Annotated in this window: 10 protein-coding genes; 9 read left to right on the top strand and 1 reads right to left on the bottom strand. The window is 65.2% G+C overall.

Features of this window, described 5'->3' with window-relative positions; genetic code table 11:
• Positions 1–195: 195 nt before the first annotated feature.
• On the top strand, positions 196–1,626 hold the full coding sequence (gene gndA, locus WMC41_RS10820) for an NADP-dependent phosphogluconate dehydrogenase (protein ID WP_432348120.1): 1,431 nt from the start codon (positions 196–198) through the stop codon (positions 1,624–1,626).
• A 263-nt stretch (positions 1,627–1,889) separates the two neighbouring features.
• Here gndA and WMC41_RS10815 read toward each other — a convergent pair whose 3' ends face one another.
• Positions 1,890–2,918: a LacI family transcriptional regulator gene (locus WMC41_RS10815; protein ID WP_432348119.1), complete on the bottom strand. Its 1,029-nt coding sequence runs from the start codon at positions 2,916–2,918 to the stop codon at positions 1,890–1,892.
• 425 nt (positions 2,919–3,343) lie between these two features.
• Between WMC41_RS10815 and WMC41_RS10810 the strand changes: the two genes are divergently transcribed.
• The 8 genes from WMC41_RS10810 to mgrA all read left to right on the top strand — a co-directional run bounded on the left by WMC41_RS10810 (position 3,344) and on the right by mgrA (position 13,676).
• Complete coding sequence (locus WMC41_RS10810; protein WP_244769554.1) at positions 3,344–4,579, top strand: ABC transporter substrate-binding protein; 1,236 nt, start codon at positions 3,344–3,346, stop codon at positions 4,577–4,579.
• A 139-nt stretch (positions 4,580–4,718) separates the two neighbouring features.
• On the top strand, positions 4,719–5,621 hold the full coding sequence (locus WMC41_RS10805) for a carbohydrate ABC transporter permease (RefSeq protein WP_432348117.1): 903 nt from the start codon (positions 4,719–4,721) through the stop codon (positions 5,619–5,621).
• A complete protein-coding gene (locus tag WMC41_RS10800; protein ID WP_244769556.1) occupies positions 5,614–6,543 on the top strand; it encodes a carbohydrate ABC transporter permease in 930 nt (309 codons plus the stop codon). The genes WMC41_RS10805 and WMC41_RS10800 overlap by 8 nt, the downstream gene beginning before the upstream one ends.
• A gap of 3 nt (positions 6,544–6,546) precedes the next feature.
• Positions 6,547–7,629, top strand: a complete 1,083-nt coding sequence (locus WMC41_RS10795) for an ABC transporter ATP-binding protein (protein ID WP_432348115.1) — start codon at positions 6,547–6,549, stop codon at positions 7,627–7,629.
• Positions 7,630–8,048: 419 nt separating this feature from the next.
• Entirely contained in the window at positions 8,049–10,508 is a 2,460-nt protein-coding gene (locus tag WMC41_RS10790; RefSeq protein WP_432348113.1) for a beta-mannosidase, read from the top strand.
• A 15-nt stretch (positions 10,509–10,523) separates the two neighbouring features.
• On the top strand, positions 10,524–11,285 hold the full coding sequence (locus WMC41_RS10785) for a sugar phosphate isomerase/epimerase family protein (RefSeq protein ID WP_432348112.1): 762 nt from the start codon (positions 10,524–10,526) through the stop codon (positions 11,283–11,285).
• Between the two features lie 12 nt (positions 11,286–11,297).
• The gene (locus tag WMC41_RS10780) at positions 11,298–12,431 is read left to right on the top strand and encodes a Gfo/Idh/MocA family protein (protein WP_432348110.1); all 1,134 of its coding nucleotides are present in this window, start codon (positions 11,298–11,300) and stop codon (positions 12,429–12,431) included.
• A 213-nt stretch (positions 12,432–12,644) separates the two neighbouring features.
• Positions 12,645–13,676, top strand: a complete 1,032-nt coding sequence (mgrA, locus tag WMC41_RS10775; RefSeq protein ID WP_432348108.1) for an L-glyceraldehyde 3-phosphate reductase — start codon at positions 12,645–12,647, stop codon at positions 13,674–13,676.
• Positions 13,677–13,694 lie beyond the last annotated feature (18 nt).

The raw sequence follows: 13,694 nt of genomic DNA, 5'->3' as shown, positions 1-13,694 counted from the left end.
ACGCCGATATGGGGTCATAGAAACCATGCAAGTGGCGGTGAAAATCCCGCCGAAGCCAAACAATCCCTTGTCGTAAATCGATTTGAATGCCAAAACACCACCGCTGGAGCGGAGCTCCTCACTCTCTTTCTGCGCGGCGTTTCCGGCATGGGTCCGGAAGCATCCCACGCCGCGCCATCCTACGGAGGTATGAACGTGGCACAGGCGGAAATCGGTCTCATCGGTCTCGGCGTGATGGGGTCCAACCTTGCGCTCAACATTGCCGAAAAGGGCAACAAGATCGCGGTCTTCAATCGCACGGTGGCGCGCACGAAGGAGTTCTACGAGGAGGCCGGCGCGCTCCAGGGCCAGATCGTGCCCTGCGAGACGATCGAAGAGTTCGTCGCCGCCATCCGCCCGCCGCGGCCGATCATCATCATGATCCAGGCCGGCGCCGCGGTCGACCAGCAGATGGACCTGCTGCGCCCCTATCTCGAACGGAACGACATCATGATCGATGCCGGCAACGCGAACTTCCGCGACACGATGCGCCGCTTCGATGCGCTGAAGGACAGCGGCCTCACCTTCATCGGCATGGGCGTTTCCGGCGGTGAGGAAGGCGCGCGTCACGGTCCCTCCATCATGGTCGGCGGCACGGAGGATTCGTGGAAGCGCGTCGAGAAGGTGCTGACCTCGATCGCCGCCAAGTACAAGGACGAGCCCTGCGTCGCCTGGCTCGGCGAGAACGGCGCCGGCCACTTCGTCAAGACCATCCACAACGGCATCGAATATGCCGACATGCAGATGATCGCCGAGATCTACGGCATCCTGCGCGACGGCCTGAAGATGAGCGCCGCCGAGATCGGCGCCGTCTTCGGCGAATGGAACAAGGGCCGCCTGGAATCCTACCTCATCGAGATCACCGAGAAGGTGCTTGCCGCCAGGGACCCGATCAGCGGTAACCCGATCGTCGACATGATCCTCGACAAGGCCGGCCAGAAGGGCACGGGAAAATGGTCCGCCATCGAGGCGCAGAACATGGGCGTGCCGGCGACCGGCATCGAGGCCGCCGTCGCCGCCCGCTCGATCTCCTCGTTCAAGACGGAGCGCGAAGCCGCCGAAAAGATCCTCGGCCTGCCGGATGTGCCGGCGCTTGAGGTCACCGACAAGGCTGCCTTCATCAAGGACCTCGAAAGCGCGCTGCTCGCCGGCAAGATCGGCGCCTATGCGCAAGGCTTCGCGGTGATGTCCGCCGCCTCGAAGGAATATGGCTGGAACCTGCCGATGCCGACCATCGCCAAGATCTGGCGCGCCGGCTGCATCATCCGCTCGCAGTTCCTCGACGAGATCACGAGCGCCTTCACCAAGGCGCCGGATGCGGCGAACCTCATCGTCACCCCGGCCTTTGCCGCCATGGTCAAGGAGACCGACGGCGCGCTGCGCCGCGTCGTCGCCGCGGCCGCGCTGCATGGCCTGCCGGTCCCGGCGCTCGCCTCGGCGCTCGGCTATTTCGACAGCTACCGCCGCGCCCGCGGCACGGCCAACATCATCCAGGCCCAGCGCGACTTCTTCGGCGCCCACGGCTTCGACCGTATCGACGGCGCCGACAGCCATCACGGCCCGTGGGGCTCCGGCCTTAACGGTTGAGAACCTGTTGATAGTCTGACATGGAACGGCCCGGTCGCAAGATCGGGCCGTTCTTTTCAGTGTTGTAGATCGGCCCCTCATCCCCCTGCCGGGACCTTCTCCCCGCAGGCGGGGAGAAGGGGGTGCCGGACCGTTTTCCTTCATTCTGCCGAGGGGAGGAAAACGGTTCGCCCAGCCTTCCTCGCCCCGCCTGCGGGGAGAGGATGCCGGCAGGCAGGTGAGGGGCGGGACTTGCCGCGGGCCGAGAAAGGCGGGAGCCGGCCTTATCCTTCCGTCGGGATCGGATAGCTCAGTGTTTGCAGCTCCGCGGCCGCCGTCCCCTCGATGCGGCCGATGACGGCCTTGGCGAGTTCCCGGCCGGCGAGGCGGATGTCCTCGCGCATGGTCACGACCTCCGGCCGCAGCCATTGCAGGAACATGTGCGGTTCCTTCGACACCATGTCGATGTCGTGGCCGAGCTTGCGGCCCTTCGCCTCCAGCGCGGCGATCAGCGCCACCGCGCCGCCGCCGCTGCCCGAGACGATGCCGTCCGGCCCGTCCGGCGCGCTGAACAGGGTCTCGGCGGCCCTGCGGATGTCGACGAGGCCGTTGTCGAGATTCACCTGGTTGAAGGGCAGGGCCATCGCGCCGAAATCGCGGATGCCCTTTTCGAACCCTGCCCGCATGTGCAGGTAGAAGGTGAGGTAGGGCGGCGGCTGCAGCAGGATGAGCCGCTTGCGGCCGCGCTCCACCAGCTTTCGCACCGCCTCGTAGGCGAAGCGCTCGTTGTCGAAATCGTGATAGGGATGGGTGAGGCCCATTTCCGTGCGCCCGTGCGTGGCGAAGGGAAAGTTGCGCTCCATCATCAGCGCGACGCGCGGGTCCTTCGGCTCGGTGCGCGAGATGATCACGCCGTCGGCCGCCCCCGTCTCCAGCACGTAGCGCACCGGGTCCAGCGCGTTGCCCTGCGTGCGGTAGGGCGTCACCACGAGATGGTATTGCGTCGTGGCGAGGACTTCCGAAATGCCGACGACCATGGGGCTCGTCAGGCCCATGATCTCCTCCTCGAGGCTGAGGATCAGGCTGATGACGTTGGTCTTGCCGGTGCGAAGACGCACGCCCGCGCGGTTCGGCTGGTAGCCGATCTGGCGCGCGACGAGGCGCACGCGCTCCTTCGTCTCGGCGCTGATGTCCGGCGCGTCCTTGAGCGCCCGCGAAACCGTGGTGATGCCGAGGCCGGTCATGAAGGCGATCGTCTTCAGCGTCGGCCGCTCGCTCGGATGCGGAAGCGCCGCCGCCGGGCCTTCGCTCATCGTCTTGTCCATCCCCTGCCTGCCACCTCTTCGCATTAGCGGTCGGTTATACATATTTTAACCAGAGCCGCTACTCCTTCATGGGCTTCGCTCCAAAACTGTAACGATGCAGGTCGTTTGTCGAGCGAAAAATGCATGGACTCGCCTTTGCACTGGCGCCGGAATGCCTGCTGCGTTGCGAAAGCGCCAGGCGTTCCGCCGCCGGCCCATGGTCTCCACGGTCGTAACGGATCCAATAATTAGTCCAATAATAACAAACTATTATTGAGAGAACCGAGAGGCTTCCCGCGTTGCGCAATGGGGCGTATTCCCTCCTCGAAAACTCCCGGTACTGGGGAAAACGGGATTTCTGACCCGGACCCGGTTGCGTGATTAAATCGATTGGGTTACGTTTTACTGCAACGTTTCAGTGAGGGAGGAGACTCATGAAAATGCGCTTTATGGCTGCCATGCTGGCGGCAACCGTGGTCCTGCCGTCCGCCGCCGCCTATGCGACGGACCTGGAGGTGACCCATTGGTGGACGTCCGGCGGGGAGGCCGCGGCGGTCGCCGAGTTCGCGAAGGCGTTCGACGCCACGGGCAACAAGTGGATCGACGGTGCGATCGCCGGCGCCGGCAGCACGGCCCGTCCGATCATGGTCAGCCGGCTCACCGGCGGCGACCCGATGGGCGCCACGCAGTTCAACCATGGACGCCAGGCGGAGGAGCTGGTCGAGGCCGGCCTGCTGCGCGATCTCACCGACGTGGCGACGCGCGAGAACTGGAAGGAGATCATCAAGCCGGCCAGCCTGCTCGACAGCTGCACGGTCGACGGCAAGATCTATTGCGCGCCGGTCAACATCCATTCCTGGCAATGGCTGTGGCTTTCGAACGCCGCGTTCGAAACGGCGGGCGTGCCCGTGCCGAAGAACTGGGACGAGTTCGTCGCCGCCGCGCCGGCGCTGGAGAAGGCCGGCATCGTGCCGCTCGCCGTCGGCGGGCAGGCCTGGCAGGCGGCCGGCGCCTTCGACGTGCTGATGGTGGCCATCGCCGGCAAGGACACGTTCAACAAGGTGTTCAAGGACAAGGATGCCGACGTCGCGGCCGGCCCCGACATGGCCAGGGTCTTCAAGGCGGCCGAGGATGCGCGGCGCATGTCCAGGGGCACGAACGTGCAGGACTGGAACCAGGCGACCAACATGGTGATCACCGGCAAGGCCGGCGGCCAGATCATGGGCGACTGGGCGCAGGGCGAGTTCGCGCTCGCCGGCAAGGTCGCGGGCAAGGACTATACCTGCCTTCCGGGCCTCGGCGTGAACGAGGTCATCTCGACGGGCGGCGACGCCTTCTATTTCCCGGTTCTGGCGGACGAGGAGAAATCCAAGGCGCAGGAGGTGCTGGCCTCCACGCTGCTTGCGCCGGCCACCCAGGTCGCCTTCAACCTCAAGAAGGGCTCGCTTCCCGTGCGCGGCGACGTGGACCTCGCCGCGGCGAACGACTGCATGAAGAAGGGGCTCGACATCCTCGCCAAGGGCAATGTGATCGAGGGCACCGACCAGCTGCTTTCGGCCGACAGCCAGAAGCAGAAGGAGGATCTCTTCTCCGAATTCTTCGCCAATCCCTCGATGACGCCGGAAGACGCGCAGAAGCGTTTCGCCGCCATCATCGCGTCGGCGGACTGATCAGGCGGGCAGTTCCAGCAAGGCTGCGCGGCGGCCTTGCATGCGGAATTGCCGGGAAGGCATCGGCCGGCGGTTCGCCGCCGGCCAGACGGCGCCCCACGGGCGCTGCCCCTGATCGAGACCAAGGAGGAAGTGACCCATGACGGGCCAGGCACACACCGGTCGTCCCCGCAAACTGCTGCGCAATCTCAGTTCCAAGATTGCCTCCATTCCCATGATGCTCACCGCCGTCGTCATCTTTCTCGGCGGCACGATCTGGACCGTCGTCTATTCGTTCACCAATTCGAAGCTGCTGCCGCGGGCGAACTTCGTCGGCCTCGACCAGTACGAGCGCCTGTGGGACGCGCCGCGCTGGATCGTCTCGATCCAGAATCTCGCCATCTACGGCGCGCTGACGCTGGTCTTCAGCCTGGTGGTGGGCTTCGTGCTGGCGGCGCTGATGGACCAGAAGATCCGCTTCGAAAACACCTTCCGCACGATCTTCCTCTATCCTTTCGCGCTGTCCTTCATCGTCACCGGCCTCGTCTGGCAGTGGATCCTGAACCCGGAATTCGGCGTACAGTCCGTCGTGCGCGCGCTCGGCTGGACGAGTTTCACCTTCGATCCGCTCTACAATGCCGACATCGTCATCTACGGCGTCCTGATCGCCGGCCTCTGGCAGGGCACCGGGCTCGTCATGTGCCTGCTGCTGGCGGGCCTGCGCGGCATAGACGAGGACATCTGGAAGGCCGCGCGCGTCGACGGCATACCGATGTGGAAGACCTATCTCTTCATCGTCATCCCGATGATGCGCCCCGTCTTCATCACCACGCTCGTCATCATCGCCAGCGGCATCGTCAAGGTCTACGACCTCGTGGTGGCGCAGACGAGCGGCGGGCCGGGCATCGCCTCGGAAGTGCCGGCGAAATATGTCTACGACTACATGTTCCAGGCGCAGAACCTCGGCCAGGGTTTTGCCGCCTCCACCATGATGCTCGTCACGGTCGCCATCATCATCATCCCCTGGGCCTATCTCGAATTCGGAGGGCGCAAGCGTGTCTGACAGCGTTACTCTTCCCGCCCCCGCTGCCACCGCCAGGGCCGGGGCCGAACCCTGGGGCGCCAAACCCCGCCGCGCGCTTTCCGGCCGCAACATCATGCTCTACGGCACGCTGCTCGTGGCGGCGCTCTATTACCTGCTGCCGCTCTACGTGATGATCGTCACCTCGCTGAAGGGCATGCCGGAAATCCGCCTCGGCAACATCTTCTCGCCGCCGCTGGAAATCACCTTCGAACCCTGGGCAAAGGCCTGGGCCAGCGCCTGCACGGGCCTCAACTGCGACGGCCTGTCGCGCGGCTTCTGGAATTCCGTGCGCATCACCGTGCCTTCGACGCTGATCTCCATCCTCGTCGCCTCGGTCAACGGCTACGCGCTGGCCAACTGGAAGTTCAGGGGCGCGGACATCTTCTTCACCATCCTCATCGTCGGCGCCTTCATTCCCTATCAGGTGATGATCTACCCGATCGTCATCGTGCTGCGCGAAATGGGCATCTACGGCACGCTGACCGGCCTCGTCATCGTGCACACGATCTTCGGCATGCCGATCCTGACGCTGCTCTTCCGCAACTATTTCTCCGCCCTGCCGGAGGAGCTGTTCAAGGCGGCGCGCATCGACGGGGCGGGCTTCTGGCAGATTTATTTGCGCATCATGCTGCCCATGTCGCTGCCGATCTTCGTCGTCGCGATGATCCTGCAGATCACCGGAATCTGGAACGACTTCCTGTTCGGCGTCGTCTTCACCCGGCCGGAGGTCTACCCGATGACCGTGCAGCTCAACAACATCGTCAACTCCGTCCAGGGGGTGAAGGAGTACAATGTCAACATGGCCGCGACGCTGCTCACCGGCGCGGTCCCGCTCATCGTCTATTTCGTGTCCGGGCGCCTCTTCGTCCGCGGCATCGCCGCCGGCGCCGTGAAGGGGTAAGCCATGCAGAATTCCGTATCGATCAAGGACCTTTCGCTCAGCTTCGGCGCGGTCAACGTGCTGGAGAACCTCAATCTCGACATCGGCGACGGCGAGTTCCTCGTCCTCCTCGGCTCGTCCGGCTGCGGGAAGTCGACGCTGCTCAACTGCATCGCCGGCCTTCTGGAGCCGACGGGCGGGCAGATCTTCATCAAGAACAAGAACGTCACCTGGGAAGAGCCGAAGGACCGCGGCATCGGCATGGTGTTCCAGTCCTATGCGCTCTATCCGCAGATGACGGTGGAGAAGAACCTCTCCTTCGGCCTGCAGGTGGCGAAAATGCCGCGGCCGGAGATCGACAAGCGCATCGCCCGCGCCGCCGAGATCCTGCAGATCGGCCCGCTGCTGAAGCGCAAGCCCTCCGAGCTTTCCGGCGGCCAGCGCCAGCGCGTGGCGATCGGGCGTGCGCTTGTGCGAGACGTCGACGTCTTCCTCTTCGACGAGCCGCTGTCCAACCTCGATGCGAAATTGCGCTCGGAGCTGCGGGTGGAGATCAAGCGGCTGCACCAGTCGCTGAGGAACACGATGATCTACGTCACCCATGACCAGATCGAGGCGCTGACGCTCGCCGACCGCATCGCCATCATGAAGAGCGGCGTCATCCAGCAGCTTGCCGATCCGAACACGATCTACAACGCGCCGCGGAACATGTTCGTCGCCGGCTTCATCGGCTCTCCGTCGATGAACTTCCTGCGCGGCGAGATCGCCGGGCGGGACGGCAGGCCGGTCTTCACGACGAACGGCGTCGATTTCGCGCTCGACGGCTACGATGCGGCCGAGACGCTTCGGCCCGGCCGCAAGGTCGTGCTCGGCGTGCGGCCGGAGCATGTGTCGGTCAACGGGGAGGGTGCCGAGACCCACCAGGCCACCGTCGATATCGAGGAACCGATGGGCGCCGACAACCTGCTCTGGCTGAAACATGCCGGCCATACGCTCTCCGTCCGTGTCGGCGGCGCGCGGCGCTTCGCACCGGGCACGGCGGTGAAACTTTCCTTCGACATGGGGCTGGCCTCGCTGTTCGATGCGGAGACCGAGGAGCGGATCTAGCATGCTGGAATTCGTGACCACCCCCCTCTGGCCTGCCGGCCATCTCCCCCACAAGAGGGGAAATCGGATGGGGCAATGTTTTGCCCATCGCAGGCGTTGCAGTCCAAGTCATGTTCTCCCCTCCTGCCAATTTCCTTTCTTGAAAGCAGGGCGACCGCTTATGGAGGGAAACGGCTACTCCATCCCCTTCTCCCCCGCGGGGAGAAGGTGCCGGCAGGCGGATGAGGGGGAGGTCGAAGGCGTGAGTGATCCGTTCGAGCCACCCCCTCATCCGGCCCTTCGGGCCACCTTCTCCCCGCGGGGGAGAAGGGGATTTCAGCGCCGGCTTGCCTCATTTGCAATTGCCTTTCCCTCAAGGGGGAGATGCCCGGCAGGGCAAAGGGGGTGTTTCCCCGCATTCATGCTTCAGGGATAGGCGAATGATCCAACAAACCGAAACCACCGCGATCGACCTCTCCGGAACCTGGACGCTCACCGGCGCCGGTACCGGCCACACCGCGCCGATGCCTGTGCCCGGCGACGTGCACAGCGCGCTTCTTTCCGCCTGCCTCATCCCCGATCCCTATGCCGGCCGCAACGAACGGGATGTGCAATGGGTGGCGCAGGAGGACTGGGCGATCGAGCGGACCTTCGACGTCACGCCGGAAATGCTGGAGGGCGACTGGTATCTCGACATAGGCAGCATCGACACCGTCGCCTCCGTCTATATCAACGGCGTGCTGGTGCTCGATGCCGACAATTGCTTCCGCCGCTACCGGCCGGACGTCACCGAGGCGCTGAAGGCCGGCGAGAACGTCTTGCGGGTGCTGATCCATTCCAGCATCGCCGCCGGTGCCGCGCGGCAGGCGGCGCAGCCCTTCTTCATCCCCTGGCACCCCGGCAATTCGCCGATCCCCAACGGCAACATGCTGCGCAAACCCCAGTGCCATTTCGGCTGGGACTGGAACATCGCGATCGCCCCGCTCGGCATCTATGGTGCGATTTTCCTGCGCCGGCTGGAGGTCGCCCGCATCGAGCATGTGACGACCCGGCAGTTCCACCATGCCGATGGCGCGGTCGATCTCTACGTCACCGCCACGTTCCATGCCGAAGCGCCCGGCATCCTGCCCGTGCATTTTTCGCTCGGCGAGGAGCGGGTCCGGCTCGATATCGGCGTCAATGCCGGGGAGACGCAGCTCACCCACATGTTCCGCATCGAGAGGCCGGCCCTCTGGTGGCCGGCGGGCCATGGCGAGCAGGCGATCTATGCCATCCGCGTCGAGACGCCGGGTGAGACGGTGGTGCGCCGCATCGGCCTGCGCCAGGTCGAACTGGTCACCGACGGGGACGAGGCCGGAAGCCGCTTCGCCCTGAAGGTCAACGGCCGCGAGATTTTCTGCCGCGGCGCGAACTGGATCCCCGCCGACGCGCTGCCCTCCCGGATCACGCCGGCCGGCGTGCGCGACCTCCTGCAATCGGCCAGTGAAGCCAACATGAACATGATCCGCGTCTGGGGCGGCGGTTTCTACGAGCCGGACTGGTTCTATGATTTCTGCGACGAACTCGGCCTGATGGTCTGGCAGGACTTCATGTTCGCCTGCAATCTCTATCCCTCCACCGTCGATTTCCTCGACAATGTTGCCGCCGAAGTCGATTACCAGGTCAAGCGGCTCGCCTCGCACCCCTCCATCGTGCTCTGGTGCGGCGACAACGAACTGGTCGGCGCGCTGACCTGGTTCGAGGCGAGCCGCGAGAACCGCGACCGCTATCTCGTCTCCTATGACCGGCTCAACCGCACCATCGAGCTGGCGATGAGGAAGGCGGCGCCCGGCGCGATCTGGTGGCCGTCGAGCCCGGCCTCCGGCACTCTCGATTTCGGCGATGCCTGGCATGCCGATGGTTCCGGCGACATGCACTACTGGTCCGTCTGGCACGAGAACAAGTCGTTCGACGACTACCGCACCGTGCGCCCGCGCTTCTGCTCCGAATTCGGCTTCCAGTCCTACACCTCCATGCCCGTCATGAGGTCCTTTGCCGCGCCGAAGGACATGAACATCGCTTCGCCGGTGATGCAGAGCCACCAGAAGAATGCCGGCGGCAACGAGCGCATCGCCGGCACCATGTTCCGCTATTTCCGCTTCCCGAAGGATTTCGAGAGCTTCGTCTATCTCAGCCAGATCCAGCAGGGCCTCGCCATCCGCACCGCCGTCGACTACTGGCGCTCGCTGAAACCCCATTGCATGGGCACCCTCTACTGGCAGCTCAACGACACCTGGCCGGTCGCCTCCTGGTCGAGCCTCGACCATGGCGGCAGCTGGAAGGCCATGCATTACATGGCGCGCCGCTTCTTCCAGCCCGTCGCCGTGGCGGCGATCCCTTCCAAGGACGGCGAGACCATCGGCTTTTCCGTCGTCAACGACACGGCGGAGGCGGTGGCGGTGAAGCTCGACACCTGGCTCGTCCCGCTTTCCGGCGAGCGCCGGCCCTATCGCAGCGCCGAAGGCCGATGCGGGCCGGACAGGGCGGAGATGCTGTTCTCCGTCTTTTCCGCCGACCTGCCGGAGGACACGCTGCTCTTCTGGTCCTTCGAGGCGTCCAACGGCATGCGCGGCGAGGGGCACCATGTGCACGGCACCTACAAGGCGCTGGAACTCGAACCGTCCGGCCTCACCCTCGACGTTTCGCCGCGCGAGGACGGCGCCGTCGCCGTCACAGCCAGCGCCAGCGGACTTGCGCTCCATGTCATGCTCGAGGCCGATGTCGCCGGCCGTTGGTCGGACAATGCCTTCGACCTCACGGCCGGCGAACGGAAAACGGTGATCTTCACCCCGGCCGAACGCGGCGCGGTTCCGAAAATCCATTGGCTCGATCTTCATTCCTGCCAGACGCAATCCGAGTAACCCGAGGAAATTTTCATGCAGACAGTCAGCTTCCAGCTCTACAGCGCCCGCAATTTCCAACCCTTTGCCGAGGTTTTCCGGATTCTCGCAGATGCCGGCTACAAGCAGGTCGAGGGCTATGGCGCCCTTTATCCCTCGCTCGACGATGCCGCGATCCAGCAGGTGAAGGCCGACCTCGACACCAATGGCCTCACCATGCCCACCGCCCACTTCAGCCTCGACATGCTGGAGGCGGAGCCGGAGCGGGTGCTCGCCATCTGCCGCACGCTCGGCATCGCGGCGGTCTACTGCCCCTATCTCCTGCCGGAGGACCGCCCGGCGGACGCCGCCGGCTGGCGCGCCCTCGGCGCGCGCCTGCAGAAGGCCGGCGAACCGATCCGCAAGGCGGGCCTTACCTTCGGCTGGCACAACCACGACTTCGAGTTCTTCGCGCTGCCCGACGGCACCGTGCCGCTCGACCATCTCTTTGCCGGCGGGCCGGACCTTGCCTGGGAGGCGGATATCGCCTGGATCATCCGCGGCGGCGCGGATCCCTTCGCCTGGATCCGGAAATACGGCGACCGCATCACCGCCGTGCACGTCAAGGACATCGCGCCGAAGGGCGAGAACGCGGAGGAGGACGGCTGGGCGGATGTCGGCCACGGCGTGGTGCCGTGGGGCGATCTCGCCAAGGCGCTCGCCGGCTCGCCTGTCCAGCACTTCATCGTCGAGCACGACAATCCCAGGGACATCGCGCGGCTCGCCACGCGGTCGATCGCGACCATCAAGGCATTCTGAGGACTGACCATCATGAGCAAGGAATACGGAGTCGGCATCATCGGCTGCGGCAACATATCGAGCGCCTATTTCAGGCTGATCCCGACCTTCAGGAACCTGAAGCTGGTCGCCTGCGCCGACATCAACCCGGCCGCGTCCAGGGCGCGCTCGGAGGAGTTCGGCGTGGAAGCGCAGGAGATCGACGCTCTGCTCGCCAATCCCGCCGTCGACGTCGTCGTCAACCTGACGGTGCCGGAGGCGCATTACCCGGTCTCGAAAAGGGCGCTGGAGGCGGGGAAACACGTCTATTCGGAAAAGCCCTTCGTGCTGACGCTGGAGCAGGGCGAGGACCTGCGCCGCATCGCCGATAAGCGCGGGCTGAAGGTCGGTTCGGCGCCGGATACCTATCTCGGCGGCGCGCACCAGTTCGTGCGCCATCTCATCGACAGCGGCGCGGTCGGGAAGATCATGTCCGGCACCGCGCATGTGCTGGGGCCGGGCATGGAGAGCTGGCATCCCAACCCGGACTTCTTCTTCGCACCGGGCGGCGGGCCGATCCTCGACATGGGGCCGTATTACGTCAACAACCTCGTCAATCTCGTCGGGCCGGTGCGGCGCGTCGTGGCGCTCGCCAACCGGGCGCATGAGGAGCGCACCATCGGCAACGGTCCGCGTCTTGGCGAGAGGGTGCCGGTGGCCGTCGCGACGAACATCCACGCCATCCTCGACTTTGCCAGCGGCGCGCAGGTCGCGCTGATGGCGAGCTGGGATGTCTGGGCGCATCGCCACCAGAACATGGAGCTCTACGGCACCGCGGGCGCCGTCTTCGTGCCCGACCCGAATTTCTTCGGCGGCGCGGTGGAGGTCGCCGGCACGGACCGCGAGCCGAGGGCGGTGGAGGTCTGGGACCATCCGCTGACGGCGCAGAACTATGAGTTCGACTGGGGCCTGCAGGCGAACTACCGCGGCATCGGCCTTGCCGACATGATGGAGGCGGTAACGACCGGCCGCGACTATCGCTGCTCGCTCGACCGGTCGCTGCACACGATCGACGTCCTGACCGCGATCCTGCGCTCGGCCGAGGAGGGCAGGGCGATCGACATCGTGACGACCTGCACGCAGCCCGCGGCGCTGGGCATCGAGGAGGCACGGGCTCTCTTGCGATGATATCGCCTGCGGTCTGCCCCTCATCCGGCCTGCCGGTCCCCTTCTCCCCGCAAGCGGGGAGAAGGGAATATGCCGCGCCGGTTTCCCCGAGCAATACCCGCTCGTGGGGCAAGTCCTCTCTCCCCGCTTGCAGGGCGAGGGGCAAATGCCTCTTGTCGCGATGCGCGCGAGAGCGGTATTGAGACTCGCCCATAAAGAACGAAGGAATTTATCATGGCCTGGCAGCCTGCGGACAACCGTTACGACACGATGACCTACAACCGGCTTGGACGGTCCGGCCTGAAGCTGCCGGCGATCTCGCTCGGGCTGTGGCACAATTTCGGCGACGACACGCCGCATGACCGCAAGGTCGACATGTGCCGCACGGCCTTCGACCTCGGCATCACCCATTTCGACCTCGCCAACAATTACGGCCCGCCGCCCGGCACGGCCGAAACCGCCTTCGGCGAGATCCTGCGCACGGATTTCGCCCATCTGCGCGACGAGCTGATCATCTCGTCGAAGGCCGGCTACGACATGTGGCCGGGTCCCTATGGCGAGTGGGGCAGCCGCAAGTACCTGATCGCCTCCTGCGACCAGAGCCTGAAGCGCATGGGCCTCGACTATGTCGACATCTTCTATTCCCACCGCTTCGACCCGGAGACGCCGCTGGAGGAGACCTGCGGCGCGCTCGACCATATCGTGCGCTCCGGCCGCGCGCTCTATGTCGGCATCTCCTCCTACAATTCGCAGCGCACCCGCGAGGCCGCGGCGATCCTGAAGGACCTCGGCACGCCCTGCATCATCCACCAGCCGAGCTATTCCATGCTCAACCGCTGGATCGAGACGGACGGCCTCGTCGATACGCTGGGCGAGCTCGGCATCGGCTCCATCGTCTTCTCGCCGCTGGCGCAGGGCATGCTGACGGCGAAATATCTCGGCGGCATTCCGGGCGACAGCCGCGCGGCGCTGAACCACTTCCTCAAGACGGATTTCATCCGTCCCGAGATCATCGACAACATCCGCAAGCTGAACGAGATCGCCGAGCGGCGCGGCCAGACGCTGGCGCAGATGGCGATCGCCTGGGTGCTGCGCGGCGGGCGCATCACCTCCGCGCTGATCGGCGCCAGCCGCTCCGCGCAGATCGTCGATTGCGTCAAGGCGCTGGAGAAGCCGGACTTTACCGCGGAGGAGCTGGCGGCGATCGACACCTACAGCCAGGGCGCGGACATCAACCTCTGGAAGAAGTCCGCCGAACTCGATTGACGCGATCGCTCGCCCGGC

The organism is Shinella yambaruensis, from assembly GCF_050859155.1.
Taxonomy (GTDB): domain Bacteria; phylum Pseudomonadota; class Alphaproteobacteria; order Rhizobiales; family Rhizobiaceae; genus Shinella; species Shinella yambaruensis.
The sequence above is the reverse complement of the archived record's forward strand: the minus strand, read 5'-3'. Positions and strand labels throughout refer to the sequence as shown.

Bases quoted from the DNA above. Each gene is read 5' to 3' on its own strand.
- WMC41_RS10815 (WP_432348119.1), bottom strand. From the start codon at position 2,918: ATGAGCGAAGGCCCGGCGGCGGCGCTTCCGCATCCGAGCGAGCGGCCG.
- WMC41_RS10810 (WP_244769554.1), top strand. From the start codon at position 3,344: ATGAAAATGCGCTTTATGGCTGCCATGCTGGCGGCAACCGTGGTCCTG.
- WMC41_RS10805 (WP_432348117.1), top strand. From the start codon at position 4,719: ATGACGGGCCAGGCACACACCGGTCGTCCCCGCAAACTGCTGCGCAAT.
- WMC41_RS10795 (WP_432348115.1), top strand. From the start codon at position 6,547: ATGCAGAATTCCGTATCGATCAAGGACCTTTCGCTCAGCTTCGGCGCG.
- WMC41_RS10790 (WP_432348113.1), top strand. From the start codon at position 8,049: ATGATCCAACAAACCGAAACCACCGCGATCGACCTCTCCGGAACCTGG.
- WMC41_RS10785 (WP_432348112.1), top strand. From the start codon at position 10,524: ATGCAGACAGTCAGCTTCCAGCTCTACAGCGCCCGCAATTTCCAACCC.
- WMC41_RS10780 (WP_432348110.1), top strand. From the start codon at position 11,298: ATGAGCAAGGAATACGGAGTCGGCATCATCGGCTGCGGCAACATATCG.
- mgrA (WP_432348108.1), top strand. From the start codon at position 12,645: ATGGCCTGGCAGCCTGCGGACAACCGTTACGACACGATGACCTACAAC.